The sequence below is a fragment of the Ruegeria sp. BC8 genome (assembly GCF_056535705.1).
The window spans coordinates 407,066-424,200 of sequence record NZ_JBQFIV010000001.1 but is presented as its reverse complement, the minus strand read 5'-3'; the positions used below and the strand labels follow the sequence as shown (position 1 = coordinate 424,200).

18 protein-coding genes are annotated in these 17,135 nt (G+C 62.8%); 5 read left to right on the top strand and 13 right to left on the bottom strand.

Features of this window, described 5'->3' with window-relative positions:
• The first annotated feature begins 10 nt into the window (after positions 1-10).
• The 4 genes from ACR3EK_RS02310 to ACR3EK_RS02295 are packed head-to-tail and all read left to right on the top strand — an operon-like array spanning position 11 to position 3,288.
• Entirely contained in the window at positions 11-817 is an 807-nt protein-coding gene (locus ACR3EK_RS02310; protein ID WP_480632574.1) for a DUF3299 domain-containing protein, read from the top strand.
• Positions 814-1,995 carry a carbohydrate porin gene (locus tag ACR3EK_RS02305; RefSeq protein ID WP_480632573.1) on the top strand — a complete coding sequence of 394 codons (1,182 nt, stop codon included), beginning with the start codon at positions 814-816 and terminating at the stop codon, positions 1,993-1,995. Before ACR3EK_RS02310 ends, ACR3EK_RS02305 begins: the two co-directional genes overlap by 4 nt.
• 52 nt (positions 1,996-2,047) lie before the next feature.
• Positions 2,048-2,866 (top strand): membrane dipeptidase, encoded by an 819-nt coding sequence (locus tag ACR3EK_RS02300; protein ID WP_217358084.1) that lies wholly within the window; start codon positions 2,048-2,050, stop codon positions 2,864-2,866.
• On the top strand, positions 2,794-3,288 hold the full coding sequence (locus tag ACR3EK_RS02295) for a membrane dipeptidase (protein WP_480633998.1): 495 nt from the start codon (positions 2,794-2,796) through the stop codon (positions 3,286-3,288). Before ACR3EK_RS02300 ends, ACR3EK_RS02295 begins: the two co-directional genes overlap by 73 nt.
• Here the strand turns inward: ACR3EK_RS02295 and ACR3EK_RS02290 are convergent.
• The 11 genes from ACR3EK_RS02290 to ACR3EK_RS02240 all read right to left on the bottom strand — a co-directional run bounded on the left by ACR3EK_RS02290 (position 3,285) and on the right by ACR3EK_RS02240 (position 12,289).
• The gene (locus ACR3EK_RS02290) at positions 3,285-4,397 is read right to left on the bottom strand and encodes an alpha-hydroxy acid oxidase (RefSeq protein WP_480632572.1); all 1,113 of its coding nucleotides are present in this window, start codon (positions 4,395-4,397) and stop codon (positions 3,285-3,287) included. The two genes, ACR3EK_RS02295 and ACR3EK_RS02290, sit on opposite strands and share 4 nt — an antisense overlap.
• A complete protein-coding gene (gene comE / locus ACR3EK_RS02285) occupies positions 4,397-4,951 on the bottom strand; it encodes a sulfopyruvate decarboxylase subunit beta (RefSeq protein ID WP_170369871.1) in 555 nt (184 codons plus the stop codon). The genes ACR3EK_RS02290 and comE overlap by 1 nt, the downstream gene beginning before the upstream one ends.
• Entirely contained in the window at positions 4,948-5,454 is a 507-nt protein-coding gene (comD, locus tag ACR3EK_RS02280; RefSeq protein WP_480632571.1) for a sulfopyruvate decarboxylase subunit alpha, read from the bottom strand. The genes comE and comD overlap by 4 nt, the downstream gene beginning before the upstream one ends.
• A gap of 49 nt (positions 5,455-5,503) precedes the next feature.
• Positions 5,504-5,914: a universal stress protein gene (locus ACR3EK_RS02275; RefSeq protein ID WP_170441386.1), complete on the bottom strand. Its 411-nt coding sequence runs from the start codon at positions 5,912-5,914 to the stop codon at positions 5,504-5,506.
• A 22-nt stretch (positions 5,915-5,936) separates the two neighbouring features.
• Complete coding sequence (locus ACR3EK_RS02270; protein WP_480632570.1) at positions 5,937-6,917, bottom strand: zinc-dependent alcohol dehydrogenase; 981 nt, start codon at positions 6,915-6,917, stop codon at positions 5,937-5,939.
• Entirely contained in the window at positions 6,914-7,675 is a 762-nt protein-coding gene (locus ACR3EK_RS02265) for an SDR family NAD(P)-dependent oxidoreductase (RefSeq protein ID WP_475142824.1), read from the bottom strand. Before ACR3EK_RS02265 ends, ACR3EK_RS02270 begins: the two co-directional genes overlap by 4 nt.
• Positions 7,668-8,975, bottom strand: coding sequence for a histidinol dehydrogenase (gene hisD / locus ACR3EK_RS02260; protein WP_170367760.1), 1,308 nt, complete (start codon positions 8,973-8,975; stop codon positions 7,668-7,670). Before hisD ends, ACR3EK_RS02265 begins: the two co-directional genes overlap by 8 nt.
• Before the next feature lie 12 nt (positions 8,976-8,987).
• A complete protein-coding gene (locus ACR3EK_RS02255; RefSeq protein WP_170440423.1) occupies positions 8,988-10,316 on the bottom strand; it encodes a TRAP transporter large permease in 1,329 nt (442 codons plus the stop codon).
• Between the two features lie 11 nt (positions 10,317-10,327).
• Entirely contained in the window at positions 10,328-10,840 is a 513-nt protein-coding gene (locus ACR3EK_RS02250; protein ID WP_093964490.1) for a TRAP transporter small permease, read from the bottom strand.
• Positions 10,841-10,936: 96 nt separating this feature from the next.
• Positions 10,937-12,082 carry a TRAP transporter substrate-binding protein gene (locus tag ACR3EK_RS02245; protein WP_170340240.1) on the bottom strand — a complete coding sequence of 382 codons (1,146 nt, stop codon included), beginning with the start codon at positions 12,080-12,082 and terminating at the stop codon, positions 10,937-10,939.
• Positions 12,083-12,106: 24 nt separating this feature from the next.
• Positions 12,107-12,289: a hypothetical protein gene (locus tag ACR3EK_RS02240; RefSeq protein ID WP_170451146.1), complete on the bottom strand. Its 183-nt coding sequence runs from the start codon at positions 12,287-12,289 to the stop codon at positions 12,107-12,109.
• A gap of 135 nt (positions 12,290-12,424) precedes the next feature.
• On the opposite strand from ACR3EK_RS02240, the gene ACR3EK_RS02235 reads away from it, so the two are divergent.
• Entirely contained in the window at positions 12,425-13,450 is a 1,026-nt protein-coding gene (locus ACR3EK_RS02235; RefSeq protein WP_480632569.1) for a LacI family DNA-binding transcriptional regulator, read from the top strand.
• A gap of 14 nt (positions 13,451-13,464) precedes the next feature.
• On the opposite strand, the gene ACR3EK_RS02230 is transcribed toward ACR3EK_RS02235, so the two are convergent.
• A complete protein-coding gene (locus ACR3EK_RS02230; protein WP_170339623.1) occupies positions 13,465-14,436 on the bottom strand; it encodes a LysR family transcriptional regulator in 972 nt (323 codons plus the stop codon).
• A 90-nt stretch (positions 14,437-14,526) separates the two neighbouring features.
• A complete protein-coding gene (locus tag ACR3EK_RS02225) occupies positions 14,527-16,962 on the bottom strand; it encodes a GcvT family protein (protein ID WP_480632568.1) in 2,436 nt (811 codons plus the stop codon).
• Between the last annotated feature and the right edge of the window lie 173 nt (positions 16,963-17,135).

Here is a 17,135-nt window from a genome sequence, read left to right as displayed (position 1 = left end):
AACTAAGGCCATGATGAGGATTCGCGGTCGGGACCGCCATGACAAGCCCGCTTTTCTGAACTCCGTCGGAACTCTGCTGATTGCGGCGACGCTCAGCTTGGGTGCGGGCGCGCCATCCTGGGCTGGCCTCTCGGTTGGTTGGGACGATCTGCCCGACCCGACCGTTCAGACCTTCGAAGACCCCTATCGCGACCTCAGCCCCGAACAATTCGACGACGTCCTGTTCGTCGTTCGGCTGCGTGGCCGGCTGCAGCAGGATGTCGGAACGGACGAGGACCGCCAGAAGTGGCAGGAACTTCTGCACGAGACCGAGGATGCGCTAGCCGCGGGCGGTGTCGACGTGGACTGGCTGTTGGGTCAACGCCAGGTCGTGACCGAACGCAGGGAAAAAGCAGCCACGCTTGGCAACCCCTTGTATGACGGGCAAGAGGTCACGCTGTCCGGTTTCGCCATTCCGGCTCCTGCGGACGCGGACGGGCGATCCGTTGTCTATCTGGTGCCCGAACGGGGCATGTGCAGCCATATGCCGCCGCCGCCGCCGAACCAGATGATCCGTGTGATGCTGGATGCCGACTGGGTTCCCAGCTATGTCCACGAACCCGTCCGCCTGACGGGACGTCTGACGATTTCGCCGACCGATCACCAGATGGTCGTGGTCGACGGGCTGATGCCGATGCGCGCCACGTTCCAATTGGAGGCAGACAAGGTCGAGACGCTCCAGAACCGCACCGACGGGCTGGAGTGGAGCGAGGACGCGACAGATCTTCTTCGGGCCGCGGGGCGGCGCAAAACCGGTGGTCAGGCGGCTTCGGAATGATCCGGCGGACTGCGCTGGTGCTGGCGGCCCTTGTCTGGGCCTCGGGTGCGGTCGCTCAGGGATTGTCAGGTCCCTCGTCGGTGAATGCCGAGCTTGAACCCGGAGACGGCTTGACCGATCCGCAATTCCGGTCGGATTTTCCACGCAATATCGCACCTGAATGGTTTGCCTGGAAGGATCGTCTGGCCGAAGACGGGTTCCGTTTCAACATTGACTATCTGGCCCTTGGGCAAACGACGGATGCCGACCTGGGCGCCGGTGAAGCCGCCAGCGGAATTGCCCGTTTCTATGGCAGCTGGCAGGCAACCGAACAGGGTTCGTTGACCTTCAAGGTCGAACACCGGCACAGCTATACCGATGTCGCGCCGCAGTTTCTGGGTCTGGACGGAGGCGCGCTTTCGATCACGGGAACCGCCTTCAACGACACGGGTTTGCTGCTGACCAACCTGTTCTGGTCGCAGCGGGCCGCGGACGGGTCGTGGACGCTGCAATTCGGTCAGATCGACGTGACCGACTTCGTCGACATCTATGGCCTTGTCAGTCCCTACAGCGGTTTCCAGAACCTGTCGTTCAACACCAATCCGACGATAAACGCCCCCAACCCCGGGCTGAGTCTTGCCGGGGGCGTGCGGCTGGGCAGCAATTTCTATGCTGTGGCCAGTGTCGCTGACGCAAACGCCGATCCGTCCGATCCGAACTTCGACGTTTTCAGCGACGGCAACCTCTTCAAATCGCTCGAACTGGGGTACACGTCGGGCTTTGATCGGATCTATTTCGACAACATCCATCTGACACTTTGGCACGCGGATGCAGCCGATGACGGAAGCCGGGCCGAAGACTATGGCGCGGCCTTCTCCGCCGCGTGGTTCGTGGGCAACCAATGGATGCCGTTCCTGCGCGCCGGCGCGGCAAAGGGAACGGCGGCGCTGTATGATCGGTCCCTGTCAGCCGGCATCGGGTACTACGGCCGGAACACCGATCTGGCTGGGCTGGGGCTGAACTGGGCCGAAGCCCGTGGCATCGACGGCGATCAGTTCACCCTCGAAGCTTTCTACCGTTTTTCGATTTCGCCCGGCTTGCAGATCACGCCGTCGGTGCAGTTCATCTCGAACCCACTGCTGAACCCCGGCCAGGACAACGTGGCCCTGTTCGGCCTGCGGACAAGGCTCGTGTTCTGACGCTGGCCGGGTCTGCCCACTTGAGGCAATGCAACCCATGGAAGGACACTCGATGAAGCTACTGATGACTGCGGCCGCAACTGTCCTGGCAATCGCCACCCCTCTTCACGCCAGCGAAGAAAGCAAGACCTGGGACGCATCTGACGAAGCCAGACAGTTCGTGCAGGACACGATCATACTGGGCATGCTGGCCAGCCCCTACGGAACCGGCTGGACCGAAGACGAGCAACTGCACACCTACTTCCAACGCGCCCGGGACAACGGCATCACCGGCCATGAAATGACATTGGCCGCCGCTGACATGTCGTTCGACACGTTGCTTGAACAGCACTATCATTTCCGCGCCGCCATGGCGCAGCAGCCCGAGAATTATCTGATCGTGAATGAAACACGCGATATCGAGGCCGCGCATGCTCAGGGCAAGACGGCTGTGATCTGGAACAGCCAAACCGCAACGGTTCTGGATGGCGACCTCAAGAAGATGGCCCTGCTCAAGGACATGGGCATCAAAAGCATGATCCTGGCCTACAACGACATTTTCCGAACCGGTTCAGGGCAGTTGGCAGCTTACAACGGACGGGACATCGGTCTGACCCCATGGGGCAAATCCGTGATCGATGAGATGGTGCGCTTTGGTATCCTGCTGGACCTTAGCCAGACCGGGTCGAAAACAACCAACGACGCGATGGACTACATGGATGAGAACTATCCCGGCGTGCCCTATGTCTACACCCACTCGGTTCCGGCGGGCTCTACGCGAATGAGGCAAACGCCACGCCAAATGGCTGTTATCGAGCCATTCCAGACGACGAGGCACTGCGAGCAGCCAAGTCCGGAGGATACATATCGCCCACATTCACAGAATGGATGATGGACGGGGTATGGCCCGAAGACATCTCACCCAAGCAAGCCGCCGATATGATCGACTATTATGTCCAACTTGTCGGCGTCGACCATGTCGGGATCGCGACGGACGACATGTTTTCAACCGAACTTGTCGTTCAGTTCGCGACCGCGAATGCCAGCATGTATGACGACGGTGGCTACATGATTGACGCGTTCAATAAAGGTGCAACCGGGAATGGTGAATTGGCCAAGATCCTTGCCGCGATAACCGACGATCTATGGGCGCGGGGCTATTCAAACGAGGACCTCGCCAAAATCTACGGCGGCAACAAAATGCGCGTCTATGCCCAGGTTTGGGAGGGCAAGCCGCCCGAACGGTTCTTGCAGGAATACCCTGAACGCCTGCGGATGAGGCAGGAGTTCCAGAACCTGTTCCACTCGCGCTAGTCCCCGTCCGGTCGTTGAATCTCTGACAAGGTGCTGACACCGATCTGGGCCATGGCGATGTCCATCTCTTCGGACAGCACCGCCCACAACCGGTGCAAACCGGCCTCGCCGCCCGCCGCGACGGCGAATTGCAGGATCCGCCCGAAGAACAGGAAATCGGCACCAGCCATGAGCGCCTTGAGCGCATCTTCTCCGGACCGCAGGCCACTGTCATAAAACAGCGGATAGTTGTCGCCGACCGCAGCGCGGATCTGCGGCAGGACCGAGATCGGCGCGGGCGCGCTCTCCAACTGGCGGGCGCCGTGGCTCGAGACCTGGATGGCGTCGACTCCGGCAGCCTTCAGTGCAACCGCGTCTTCGACGTGCAGCACGCCCTTGACCACCAGCTTGCCCGGCCACCGGTCGCGCAACCTTGCCAGCGTGTCCCAATCGGCCATTGCACGGCTTTCGGTGCGGTCGAACGCGAACCCCTCCATCAGGAAATTCGCCATCTGCGGTTTGCCCTTCAGCAAGGTCGAGATCGACCAGCGCGGGTGCAGCGCGAAATCCAGAAACTGCCACGGCCCGACCCGGAACGGCATACGGAAGCCGTGGCGCAGTTCGCGCGGGCGGCGGCCGACTTCGGGCACGTCAACCGTCAGGATCAGAGTCTTGTAGCCCGCGGCCCTTGCCCGATCGACCAGCTTGAACGTGCCGTTGCCATCGCCGCTGAAATACAGCTGAAACCAGGCATGGCCCCGGGCCTCTTCGATCAGCGCCTCCATCGGTGTCGAGGCCACCGTGGAAACGCCCAGCGGCACCCCGTATTGCGCCGCCAGCCGCGCCAGCATCAGGTCGGCGCCCGGAGCGGACAGGTTGCACATGCCCATGGGCGCGATACCGAAGGGCCTGTCGGCTGGTTGCCCGAATACGCGGGCTGCCAGTGACCGGCTACTGACATCGCGCAGGATCCGGGGCTGCAGGGTCATGGCGTCCAGCGCCGCGCGGGTGCGCCGGGCCCCGGCCTCGGACCCGGCGGCCCCGTCGATATAGTCGAACACCATCCACGGCAGACGCCGCCGGGCCAGCCGGCGGGCATCTTCGGCGCTGTGGATGGCGCTTGCGCCCATCAGGCCTGAACGGCCTTCATGAAGCGGTCCCGGATGACGACCGGGTCCATCGTGATCGGCGGCATCTTGGCGTTTCCGCTTTCACATTTGCTGACGATGATGGTCATCTGGCGGGCGTCCAGCGCCTCTTGCAGCACGCGGCCGGTCTCTTCGGCCTGGCATTCGATCACGCGCTCGCAGCCCGCCGCCTCGGCCATCTTGGCCAGCGAGGTCTTCTGCCCGGCATAGGTCGGCTGATCGCCGGTCGAGCCGTAGGATCCGTTGTCGATGATCAGCAGGATGTAATTGTCGGCCACGTTGTTGGCGATGGTCGGCAGCGTCCCCAGATTGGTCAGGATCGACCCGTCGCCGTCGATGACGATCACCGGTTTCGGCTGGGACAGCGCCAGACCCAGACCGATGCTCGAGGCCAGGCCCATCGTGCCCAGCATGTAGAAATTGGTGGGCTGATCGTCGATGGCATGCAGTTCCTGGCTGGGGATTCCGATATTGCACACGACCAGTTGGTCACGCAGGATCGGGGCGATTTCCTTCAGGATTTCAGAACGGATCATTGGTCGCCATAGCCTCCCCAGAAATTGGCGTCGGTCAGGATCGCGACGGGCTTGTTGCACATGAAGGTGTATTTCAGGATCGCGTCCAGTTCGCCCACGTCTTCCTGATGGTGGAAATGGTAGGTCGGGATGTGCAGCTGCGCCAGCAGGGCCTTGGTGTGAACGGCCATCTCGACCTGGCAGGCGATGGGCTCGCGCAGTTCGCCCCGGTACGAGATCAGCATCGGCAGCGGCATCCGATAATACTGGATCAATGTCGCCAGCGTGTTGATCGTGACCCCGATCGCGGTGTTCTGCATGATGATCGCGGGTCGCTTGCCGCCCATCCAGGCCCCGGCGCACAGGCCCATGCCCTCGTCCTCTTTGTTCGAGGGGATGTGGTAGATGGAGTCGTGGGCGTCGATCTCGGCGATGACGCCGGCCAGTTGCTTGCACGGCACCGTGGTGACGAACGAGATGTCGTTGGCCACCAGATCTTCGGTGATCTTCTTGTCTATGTTCATGTCGAAACTTCTGTTCCTGGGTTGGGGCGCCGAGGGCGCGATGGACGGGTCAGGCCCTGCGGTGGACGTGGACGGCACATTTTGCATGCCGCACCACGCGCGACGCGGTGGAGCCAAGGAAATAATCAGTCAGTCCGGGACGGTGCGAGCCAATGACGACGCAATCGAACCCGTGGTCGTTGGCATAGTCGATGATCGTGCGCGCGGTGTGGCCTTTGACCAGTTCGGGCTTTACGCCCGTAATGCCTTCCAGCTTGTTCATCAGGACTTCGCGGGCGCGGGCAAAGCCATCGGCCACGGCATCTTTGTCCAGATAGACGCTGACCGAGCCCTGCGGCATCTCATAGACATGCAGCGCCACGATCTCGGCGGATCCGCCGCCCAGAGCACGGGCGATCTCGAGCGTTTGGGGCGAAATGCCGTGGTCAAGCGCCATGGGGACAAGAATTTTCTTATACATGGTTACCTCCAGTTCCGGGCAGTCAGGCCCACGGGGACAGCACGATTTTCGGAACCGCGACCTCACCCGAGCGTAGCTGGGCAAAGGCCCGGGCGCCATCGGCCAGATCGCGTTCTTCGATCCAGTCCAGAGGGCCCAGAGCGCCGTCAAAGATGGCCTGGGCAGTCTGACGGAAATCCTGCGCGGTATAGGTGTAGGTTCCGATGAAGGTGATCTCTTGCAGGGTCATGCGTCGCACGTCCAGCCCGCCGGCGTCCTCGCCCAGGCCCACATGCGCGATCACCCCGCCGGGTTGGGCCCGTTCCGAGGCCACCGCACGGGTGGCGGCAAAGCCCACGGCGTCGACCACGATCGGGAAATGGCCTTGCGCTTCCGTTACGACCTTGCCGCAATCCAGCCCTTGCAGGAACTTACGCCGCAGGTCGTTGGGTTCGACGATGGTCACATCCACGACATCCATCGCCCTTAGCGCCAGCGCCGCCGCAAGGCCGATCGCCCCACCCCCGATCACCAGCGCACGACGCTCCATCGCCGGGTGCAGCGCCTCGAGCGCAAGGCGCGCGGCATGCCAGCTGACGGCCAGCGGCTCGGCCAAGGCGGCTTTGGCGAAGGGCACGTGATCCGGCACCTCGACCAGATTATCCCAGGGCATCGAAACATATTGAGCAAAGGCGCCTTCACGCGGGGGCATCGAGATGATCTGACGGTCGGGGCACAGGTTTTCCCGCCCCGCTTGGCAGGCCGGGCACTGCCCGCAATTTACAAGCGGATTGATCGTGACCCGCGTTCCGTCTTTGGGGCCGCCGATCACTGTGCCCGCCGCCTCGTGCCCCAGGATCAAGGGCGCCGGGCGGCGCGCATCATGGCCCAAGTAGGCATGCATGTCGGACCCGCAGATCCCAGCGGCCTCGACCCGGATCAGGTGCTCGCCCGGTTGCGGCGCGGCGTCCGGTACGTCGCGATAGACCAGCTGTTCGACACCTTCATAAACCAGAGCTTTCATTTCGCCGTGAACCCCCCGTCAACCATCAGGATCTGCCCGGTGACATAGTCGGATGCCTGCGAGCACAGAAAAAGGATCGGCCCGTCGATGTCTTCCATACGGCCATTGCGACCGATGCATGTCTGCGCCGCGTTGCGGGCCGCGCGGGCGGGGTCATCGAACACCGCCTGTGTCAGCTCGGTCGGAAAGAAGCCCGGGCCGATGGCGTTGGCGGTGATCCCGTGGGACGACCAGGCCTCAGCCATGGCGCGGGTCAGCTGTGCGATCCCGCCCTTGCTGGCGCCATAGGCGATCCCGCCGGGAAAGGCCCGCGTCGTCTGCAGCGAAGCAAAATTTACGATCCGGCCCCAACCACGCGCCTTCATCACAGGTACCATGGCCTGGCTGAGGAAGAACGGCGCACCGAGGTTCAGGCCCAGTGTCGCGTCCCAGCCTTCGGGCGTGACGTCATCGGCGACCTGTCGCGAGTTCACCCCGGCGGCATGAACCACGATATCCGGCGCGCCGAAAGGGGCCGAGATTTGTTCGACCAGCGATGGCAGGCCGTCCCGGTCGGCCACGTCACCTGCGACCACCGCAGAGCCTGCACCGATCTCGGCCTGCAACTCGGCCAGTGCCTCGGCCCGGCGGGCAACGCCCACCACCCGCGCGCCCGCGGTCGCCAGCACCTGCGCAACGCGCCGGCCCAGCCCCGAACTGGCGCCCGTGACGCAGGCCACCCGGCCGGTCAGATCGAACAGGTCGCGGGGGTCATTCATCTGCGGTCAGGTCAAAATTTTCGTCCGGGAAATACTTGGCCAGACGCACATCGGCCGCGCGGGCGTGGCCCTCCATCCCTTCCAGACGCGAAATCCGCGCGGTCGCCTCGGCGATGGGTTTCGAACCCTCGCGCGTGGCCCGCTGCCAGGTAACGATCTTCATGTATTTGTGCACGCTCAACCCTCCGGTATAGCTGGCCGCGCCTGACGTGGGCAGGACGTGGTTCGTACCGGTGGCCTTGTCGCCATAGGACACGGTCGTTTCTTCGCCCAGGAACAACGATCCATAACAGGTCAGCCGATCCAGCCACCAATCCAGATCCGCGGCCTGCACGGTTAGGTGCTCGGGGGCGTAGTCGTCGGAACACGCGGCCATTTCTTCGCGGTCCGCGCACAGGATCACCTCGGCATAGTCGCGCCAGGCGGCGGCGGCGTTGTCGCGGTTCAGCTCGGGCAGATCGGCGATCAGGGTCGGGACCATCTCCATCACCCGGGTCGCCAGATCACGGTCATCGGTCACCAGCCAGACGGGCGAGTTGTAGCCATGCTCGGCCTGGCTAACCAGGTCGGTGGCCACGACGAAGGGGTCGGCCGTGGCATCCGCCAGGATCAGGCTATCGGTCGGACCCGCGATCATGTCGATGCCGACCTTGCCGTACAGTATGCGCTTGGCCTCGGCCACGAACTGGTTGCCCGGCCCCACAAGGATGTTGGCGCGCGGCAGCCCGAACAAGCCATAGGTCATGGCGGCCACGCCTTGCACGCCCCCCATGGCCAAGATGCTGTCGGCGCCGCTGATATGGGCGGCGTAGACGATCGCCGGGGCGACGCCCTCGCCCGGGCGGGGCGGCGAACAGGCGGTGATGTGACGGCACCCCGCCACTTTGGCGGTGGTCACGGTCATGATGGCGCTGGCGATGTGGCTATACCGCCCGCCGGGCACATAGCAGCCCGCCGCATCGACCGGGATGGCCTTCTGCCCCGCGATGAAGCCCGGCACGATTTCCAGCTGCACATCCGACACGGTGGCCTTCTGCGCCTCGGCAAAGCGGCGCACGTTGTCTTGGGCAAAGCGGATGTCGGCCTTGAGCTTTTCCGGCACCCGGGCGCAGGCGGCGTCGATTTCCGCGGGGGTCATCAGTACGTTGCCCTCGAACTTGTCGAACTTGGCCGCGTATTCCATCGCCTTGGCGTCGCCGCCGGCCTCGATGTCGGCCAGAATGGTCTTGACCGTGTCATGCACCTCGGACGCGTGGGATTGTGCGGTCAGGGTGGCCTTCTTGAGGTATTCACGCGACATGTTCAGAAGATCCTATTGGTAGATTTCAGGAAGCAAAGTGGTCGACAGCGCCGGAACGTAGGCGATCAGGATGACGACGATCAGCATGGTCAGCACGAAGGGCACGGCGCGGGCCGCGATCTTGAGGATGGATTCACCCGTGATCCCCGACACCACGAACAGGTTCAGCCCCAGTGGCGGCGTAATGAAGCCCACCCCCAAGGCGGTGATCATCATGATGCAGAACTGGATCTCGTTCATGCCGATATTGTCCGCCAGCGGTTTAAGGATCGGGGCTAGGATGACGATATTCGGTGTCGTCTCCATGACGCAACCGGCCGCGATCAGAATGCCGATCATCAGCAGGATCAGCAGGAACGGATCCTCGGTCAGCGAGGTCACCGAGGCCACGAAGCCCTGCGGCACGCCCATGATCGCCAGCGCCTCGGCCAGCGGGGCCGAGAAGGCGATGATCGGCAGGATAACCCCGTTCACCTTGGCCGAGCTGACCAGCATCGACGGGAAGTCCGCCAGCGTCAGCGTGCGCAGGATGAACCCCATGATGATGGTGACGACAACGGCGGTCGCGCCGGCCTCGGTCGGGGTCAGGCGGCCCGAGAAGATACCGTAGAAGATGATGCCCGGCACGATGAAGGCGTACCAGCCCGATTTCAGCGCCTTACCCAGATTGGCCAGCCATTCGCTCATGGTCATCATGCCGCCGCCCTCATAGGCATAGAGACGGTTCATGATGATGTTGGTCACGAGAATCGAGATCAGGATCGCAAGCCCCGGGATCAGAGCGGCCAGAAACAGGGTCGAGGCCGAGATACCCAGCACGAGCCCGATGATGATATAAGCGATCGAGGGCGGGATCAGGATGCCGGTACAGGCCCCCGCCGCCACCAGCGCACAGGCATAGGGGCGCGGATAGCCGCTTTCGACCAGTCGGTTGATCGTCATCCGACCCACCGCCGCCGCGCCTGCCGCGTCGGACCCCGAAATGGCCGCGAACATGCCGCAGACCAGAACCGTGGCCGAGCCGAACCCGCCTTTTGCGAAACAGGTCAGCGCCTCGGCCACGTCCAGAAACTTGCGCGACAGCCCGGTTCGCACCAGCACGTCACCGGTCAGGATGAACAGCGGCACCGCGGTCAGGGCAAAGGCGTCGATGCCGGTGAACAGGCTTTCGCCGACAAGGCTCAGCGGCAGGTCGCCCGACATGATCAGCATCACGATCGCGGCCGAGCCGATTGCGGCCCAGACCGGCACCGCCAGCGCGATCAGGCCGACGAACAGGATCACGGGCAGGTAGAAATCCCAGCCCAGTTCGACCGTTTGATTGAGAGAACTCCAAAGCATCCGGTTTCTCCTCAGTCAAACAGCTTGTCGCCTTCGAAGACGGGCGTGCCGTCACGAAGGCTTTTGATATCGTTCATCAACGATTGGATCAGGCGCCAGATCATCAGAGCAAAGCCTGTGGGCACCGCCATCAGGAACCACACCTTCGACACCCGCAGCCCGTCGGTGACCGAGCCGAACTTGGCCGAGACATGCACCGCCTCATAGGACCAGTAGAGCGCGATGACCGCCACCGCGAACATCACCAGATCACCGAAGATATACAGCACCGCCTTGGGCCGGGGGCCGAGGTAATGCATGATCACGTCGATCCGGATATGGGCGCGTTCCTTGACCGCCGCCGCTGCGCCGATCCAAGCCAGATAGATGAAGGAATAGCGGACGATCTCCTCGCCCCAGATCGAGGAATAGGCGAAGATCTCGCGCCGCAGCACCTCGATTGCCATCGTGATGACCAGCATCACGTAGAATACCAGCAGCAGCCAGCGTTCGGCGTTGCGGTCTATGGTTTTGAGTAAGGACATCGCTTCCCTCGGCAAGGCTGGGGGGATGGGCCTGAAGGATCAGGCCGCGCAGGTCTGGAAAGGGCGGGCGCGCTTCCGACGCCCGCCCGGTCCGTATCAGGCGTCGTGGACGTAATATTTGCCTTGGGTGCCGGCCGCCTCGACCAGCTTTTCGAAGGCATCCATCGACCCGGCCAGCTCGGTCTTGAAGGGGTCCCACTCCGAGCGCTGATAACCGCCGGCCTCCTGCCACTCGGCCAGTTGGTCGTCGGTCAGCGAGTGGAACTCGACTCCGGCCTTGTTCAACTCGGCCATGGCGTAGGCGCGGGCCGAGGGGACCTTGGCGAGGTTCTGGTGGCTGGTCATCTCCGAGCCCCACATGATGCCCTCTTGCACGTCGGCCGGCATCGAGTTGAACCATTCCAGGTTGCAGGAATAGACTTGGCTGTCCGGCACCGCCTGGGTGAAGGTGACGTGAGACAGAATGTCCTTGAAGCCAAACACATAGAGCGCGCCGACCGACGGGTCGAGCGCATCCGCCACGCCCTGCTTGATGGCCGAGGGGGTCTCACCCCAGGCAACAGGCGTCGGGTTGGCGCCGGCCATGCGGTAGTATTGCTGCAGCATCTTGGACCCGGGCACGCGGAACTTCACACCGCTCATGTCCGATGGGGTAATGATGGCATTTCCGCCCTGGCGCACGGCCACGACGCGCGGGTCGATCACGACATAGAACAGCGCCTTGAAGCCTGCGGCCTCGACCTTGGGGTGCACTTCGTTCTTCCAGGTGTCGGAATGCACCAGGTTGGTAAACCGCTGGTTCGAGCCGCAGAGATACGGCATGTTGATCAGGTCCACGGTCGAGGCGAAGGGTGCGAAGTTCGACAGCGAATGCTGCGCGGCCTGGATGGTTCCGCCCTGCACCTTCTGCACCAACGCGCCGCCCGCGCCCAGCTGCCCGCCCGGGGCCAGCTTGACATAGACCTTGCCGTTGGTTGCGTTCTGGATGTTCTCTTTCAGGTCCAGCTGCATGATCGGATAGCTGCGCGAGGCGCCCAGCACATAGGCCGTAGCGACTGTCATCACATGCTCGGCAGCTTGTTCGCGCTCTTTTTCCTCCTTCGCGGTCTGCGCCGCGGCCTCGGATGACCACAAAACGCCGCTTGCGCCCGCCACCAGTGCGGCCGTGAACGCGCCGCTGGCACTGAGTTTGAGGAAATTGCGGCGTTCAGCTGACGCCAGTTCCATTTGATCTTTGTTCATTGATTGCCCTCCCATTGGAAAAATTCAGCCGCCGTTCTCCTCGCGTGCGGCCTCTTTTTTCAGAATTGCGACAACGAACAGGATCGACGCCGCGAACAGAACCAGCATCTCGCCCACATCCCCAAGAAACGCGCGGCCTGCAAACGCACCCAGCGCCACGTTCGCGAAATAGACGACGAAGACGACGGCGGATGCGGCAAGAAACATGTTCGGGACTCCGGGTAGAATCGGCACTGATGCCATTTGTAAGCGCTTACATGGAAAATGCAAGCGCTTACATTTCAACTTTCATTGCCAATCCGATCCGGTTAGAATTGCGAAGAGCAAAGATTAGGTTTGGAAATGTCGAAGCTGAAGCCCGCCCCGACACTGGATGACGTTGCCAGAAAGGCGGGCGTTTCCACGGCTACGGTCTCGCGCTGCATCAACACGCCGGATCGAGTTGTCGAAGCGACCCGCAAACGCGTGCAGTCGGCGATCGAGGCGCTGGGCTATACACCGAATTTCGCGGCTCGGGTCATGGCGGCCAAGCGCACGTTTACCATCGGCGCGATCATCCCGACGATGGAGAATGCCATCTTTGCGCGCGGCTTGCAGGCCTTTCAGGAAGAGCTGCACCAACATGGATATACGCTGCTGGTATCCAGTTCGGCCTACAAACCAGCCGCCGAAGAAGAGCAGATCCGGACTCTGGTCGCCCGCGGCGCCGATGGCCTGCTGCTGATCGGACACGACCGTGCGTCGAGCATCTACGAATTTCTTGTACACCGTGAAATTCCGGCGCTGGTCGCGTGGTCATTTTCCCCGGACGGGCGTCTGCCCTCCATCGGCTTCGACAACCAGGCGGCTATGTACGAGCTGGCAAAAAGGGTGATCAACCTGGGGCACCGACGGCTTGCAGTGATATCGGGTATCACCCACGGCAACGACCGTGCACGCCTTCGGTTGAACGGGGTGCGCGCCGCTGTTCGGCAGCACGGGCTTGACCCGCAGGTGCTTCAGGTCATCGAGACCCCGTACGAGATCGAAAACGGCGCAGAAGCCTTCGCGCGTCTCATGTCGCAGGACACGCCGCCGACGGCCGTCATGTGCGGCAACGATGTGTTGGCCGCCGGCGCTTTGCTCAGGGCTCAGGACATGGGGCTGAAAGTGCCGCAGGATGTATCGATCACCGGGTTCGATGACATCGAACTGGCCCGGATCCTGCGCCCGGCGCTGACGACCGTGCATGTGCCGCATCGGGAAATGGGCGGAAAAGCCGCCAAGGCATTGATCGAAATGGTTGAAAAAAGGGCCCCGGCGGCCGGTGAACACTTGTTCACGCACATCGTGGAACGACAGTCCCTGGGTCCGGCCAACTCGGCGTGATCCGTGTGCCTAGGTCAGGCGGCCTGATCTTCCATCGTCCGGAAATCACCCTTCAGCCACAAATGCCGTTTGCACATCGGCTCGGTGAAATACTGCCGGATCAAGCTGCTGAGGGCCTTGTGGATCAGTTTTGAAGTGGTGTCCGGATAGACCTCGGTCGTGAACAGAGAAACGATCCTGACAAAGTTCCGACCCGGAAAAGGCGTGGCCCGCACCGAGTCATGATAGCGATGCGCCCGATGGAAACACCCGGCCGTGGTGATCGCCCATCCGCTGCCTTCGGCCACCAACCCCATGATCGACTGGTTGCATTCCAGCTCGAACCGGTTGGGCAGGTTGTACTTGTTGCGCGTCAGCTGGATCTCGATCTGCTTGCCGATCGTGTAGTCTCGCGAATACCGCAGCAGTGGCAGGTCGGAATGGGGTGAGAACAGGTCCTGCACCTCGCCCTTGAACTTTTCGGGCACGATCACGATGAACGGATCGCGCATCAAAGGATATTCGATCAGGCCCTGTGTGCCGCCCGGCGGTCGGGTCGCCACGCCCGCGTCCAGCTTGTGCTCCTGCAATTTCTCGATGATCTCGTGGCTGGGCCGGGTGAAATGCCGGAAATTGCAGCGCGGCAGCGCATGGGCCAGGAACCGGATCAGTTCAGGCGCGATCTGGTTGTCGAAATCATCCACCAGGGCCAGCCGCAGATCGGTGGCGTGGCGCCAGTTGCCAGACCGGATCTCGGCCTCGCCCCGCTTCAACACGGTCAGGCCATCGCGTACATAGCGCGAAAATACCTCGCCAGCCGGTGTCAGGCTCATCGGACGACGGCCGTGATCCACCAATGCGATGCCAAGGGCGTCTTCAAGGCTGCGAAGATGATTGGAAACGGTGCTGATCGACAAACCCGTTTCCGAGGCCACCTGCTGGATCGAACCGGACTTAGCGATCAGGCGAAACACTTCCAACCAGCGCAGGCTCAGTGTTTTGGACACGGGGCAAAACCCTCCCGCAATTTCGAATTCATCGAAACTAGCGAAACAGAGTTTTGGCTTTCGGGCAATGGTGAATGTTGGTCACCCGCTTTAGCTGCGCATGCGGGTGAAGTCGGGATCGTAGGGGCAGGAAGGGATCACCCGCGCCGGAACCCTGTCGCCACACAGGTCCAGCCTCATCTCGCTGCCCTCAGCTGACAGTTGCGGCTCGACAAAGGCATGCGCCAGGTTCAGCCCAGTGCGATGCCCCCAGTCGCCCGAAGTCACCGTTCCCACCACCCGATCCTCGGCCATCAGCGACGCACCCGGATGCGCAGGCGCGTGCGCGGCCTGCACTTGCAGGGCAACCAGCTTGCGCGACGGCCCTTTGGCCTGCCGTTCGATCAGCGCCGCGCGCCCGATGAACTGCGGTTTGTCCAGCCGAACAAAGCGGTGCAGCCCGGTTTCGAATGGGTCGAACTCGGTGATCAGGTCGGCCTTCCAATGCAGGAAAGTCTTCTCCATCCGCATCGACTCGACCGCCCGCGCGCCGAACAATTGTAGGCCAAAGGCCTGTCCGGCCTGTCGCAGCGCAAGATAGGCCGCATAAAGCGAGGCGTTGGGCACATGGATCTCATAGGCCAGTTCGCCCGAGAAACTGACGCCCATCACGGTGGCGGGCGCGATGCCGACAAAGCACTCGCGCACGCTGAGCCACGGGAAGGCGTCCCGCGACCAATCCCCGCGCGAACAGGCCGACAGCACGTCACGCGCCCGTGGCCCGGCCAGAACCAGGATGGTCTGGTCGTTGGTCAGGCTACGCAACTGCACGTCCTCGTCGGGGGCGATGTGCCGGGACAGCCAATCCATGTCATGCAGTTCGGCCGCTGCGGCCGAGCCGTACCAAACCCGATCCGGCCCCCGGTCACTGGCGGGCAGATTTGCGATGGTCGCCTCGGCCTTGACCATGCCCTGATGGTTCAGCAGATAGGCCAACCCCACCCGCCCCGGGCGACGGGGCAGCGCGCCGCAGATCATCCGGTCGAGGAACGCATGCCGGTCGGTACCGGTGATCTCGATCCGGTTGAACCCGTTCACCTCGGCCAGCCCGGCATTCTGCTGCACATTGGCAACCTCGGCGGCGATCACGTCGAATGTTTCGTCAAAATCGAAACTGAGTGTCGGCGTGAAATCGGGCGCGGGCTTGATGTACTCGACCCGCTCCCAGCCATTCACCACGGTAAATTCCGCGCCCTCGGCGGCCAAAACCGGGGTCAGCGGCGTTGTCTTGGCGGGCCGCCCGGCGGGGCGGTGTTCGTGCGGAAAGTGAAAGCGGAACTCGTTCTGGTAATCCTCGATCGCCTTCAGCGCGGTCAGCTCGACATTGGCATGCCCGGCGAACCGGCGCGGGTCGAGGCACCAGGTGTCATAGCAGGCCTCCCCATGCACGATCTGCTGGGCCAGCAGCCAGCCGTGGCCGCCCCCCTCGCCCAGCCCGGCCCGCAGGCCGATGATGCAGAATGCGTTGCGCTTGCCGGGGATCGGCCCGACCAGGGGTGCACCATCGATCGTATAGGTGATCGGGCCGTTGACGACCGTGTGGATCCCGGCCTCCATCAGCGCGGGCATGCGGGCAAACGCGCCTTCCAGCACGTCGGTCACCCGATCCAGATCGTCCGGACACAGCGCATTGACGAAGTTCGGGTCGATCCCGTCCATGCCCCAGGTCTTGCAGTCCTGTTCATAGAAGCCCAACAGCAGCCCATTCTTTTCCTGCCGGCAGTAGTAATCGCTGATCGGGCAGCGCAGCAGCGGCATGCGGTGGCCGGCATCGCAGATCGCGGGGATTTCCTCGGTCAGGAAATACTGGTGCTCCATCGAGGCCACGGGATGGTGCACGCCCATCATCGCGCCCACCTCGTTCACACGGTAACCGCAGGCGTTCACCACGATGTCACAGTCGATGTCGCCGTGCTCGGTATGAACGGTCCAGGTGTCGTCCTTGTGCTGGGTCAGGGCCGTGACCGGCGTGTTGCGATAGACCTCGGCCCCGGCCTTGCGCGCCCGCCGCGCCAGCGCCTGGCACAGCTGCGCCGGGTCGATGTCTCCGTCCAGCGGATCCCACAGCCCGCCCAACAGATTGTCGGTGGAAATGAGCGGGTGGCGACGGGCGCATTCCTCCGCGTCGATCACCTCGAACTGCACGCCCATCCCCCGCGCCATCGAAGCGAAATGGCGATAGCCTTGCATCTGCGCTTCGGTATTGGCCAACCGGATGCCACCGTCGCCATGATGGTAGTTGATCGGATAGTCCGGGTCCTCGGCCAATTCCTTGTACAGGCGGATCGAATGGGACTTGAGCCCCACCATCGTCTGGTTCATTCCGAAATTCGTCACCTGCGCGGCCGAATGCCATGTGGTGCCGGATGTCAGCTCGTTGCGCTCCACCAGAACCACGTCGCTCCAGCCTTCCTGCGTCAGGTGATACAGGGTTGAACAGCCAGCGATTCCGCCGCCGATCACCACGACCTTGGTGCGCGATTTCATGGGTGTGCTCCTTCTGACATTCCCCGAACCCTGCCGAACGACGCAGCGGGCGGGCAATGGCGCAGTGGCCGGTCCCGAAAAATCGAAACGGGGATTGAGATTTCTCAAAACGGCATTTCCGCTTTGGCCGCACCCCGCGTTGCCGCGTACTCTGCAGGGCAGGATCGGATCAG

What these genes read in the sequence shown, in the direction of transcription:
- ACR3EK_RS02270 (WP_480632570.1), bottom strand. Translation starts at nt 6,917, where the DNA reads ATGAAAGCTCTGGTTTATGAAGGTGTCGAACAGCTGGTCTATCGCGAC.
- ACR3EK_RS02255 (WP_170440423.1), bottom strand. Translation starts at nt 10,316, where the DNA reads ATGCTTTGGAGTTCTCTCAATCAAACGGTCGAACTGGGCTGGGATTTC.
- comD (WP_480632571.1), bottom strand. Translation starts at nt 5,454, where the DNA reads ATGAACATAGACAAGAAGATCACCGAAGATCTGGTGGCCAACGACATC.
- ACR3EK_RS02290 (WP_480632572.1), bottom strand. Translation starts at nt 4,397, where the DNA reads ATGGGCGCAAGCGCCATCCACAGCGCCGAAGATGCCCGCCGGCTGGCC.
- ACR3EK_RS02235 (WP_480632569.1), top strand. Translation starts at nt 12,425, where the DNA reads ATGTCGAAGCTGAAGCCCGCCCCGACACTGGATGACGTTGCCAGAAAG.
- ACR3EK_RS02225 (WP_480632568.1), bottom strand. Translation starts at nt 16,962, where the DNA reads ATGAAATCGCGCACCAAGGTCGTGGTGATCGGCGGCGGAATCGCTGGC.
- ACR3EK_RS02305 (WP_480632573.1), top strand. Translation starts at nt 814, where the DNA reads ATGATCCGGCGGACTGCGCTGGTGCTGGCGGCCCTTGTCTGGGCCTCG.
- hisD (WP_170367760.1), bottom strand. Translation starts at nt 8,975, where the DNA reads ATGTCGCGTGAATACCTCAAGAAGGCCACCCTGACCGCACAATCCCAC.
- ACR3EK_RS02265 (WP_475142824.1), bottom strand. Translation starts at nt 7,675, where the DNA reads ATGAATGACCCCCGCGACCTGTTCGATCTGACCGGCCGGGTGGCCTGC.
- ACR3EK_RS02240 (WP_170451146.1), bottom strand. Translation starts at nt 12,289, where the DNA reads ATGTTTCTTGCCGCATCCGCCGTCGTCTTCGTCGTCTATTTCGCGAAC.
- comE (WP_170369871.1), bottom strand. Translation starts at nt 4,951, where the DNA reads ATGATCCGTTCTGAAATCCTGAAGGAAATCGCCCCGATCCTGCGTGAC.
- ACR3EK_RS02310 (WP_480632574.1), top strand. Translation starts at nt 11, where the DNA reads ATGATGAGGATTCGCGGTCGGGACCGCCATGACAAGCCCGCTTTTCTG.
- ACR3EK_RS02245 (WP_170340240.1), bottom strand. Translation starts at nt 12,082, where the DNA reads ATGAACAAAGATCAAATGGAACTGGCGTCAGCTGAACGCCGCAATTTC.
- ACR3EK_RS02250 (WP_093964490.1), bottom strand. Translation starts at nt 10,840, where the DNA reads ATGTCCTTACTCAAAACCATAGACCGCAACGCCGAACGCTGGCTGCTG.
- ACR3EK_RS02275 (WP_170441386.1), bottom strand. Translation starts at nt 5,914, where the DNA reads ATGTATAAGAAAATTCTTGTCCCCATGGCGCTTGACCACGGCATTTCG.
- ACR3EK_RS02300 (WP_217358084.1), top strand. Translation starts at nt 2,048, where the DNA reads ATGAAGCTACTGATGACTGCGGCCGCAACTGTCCTGGCAATCGCCACC.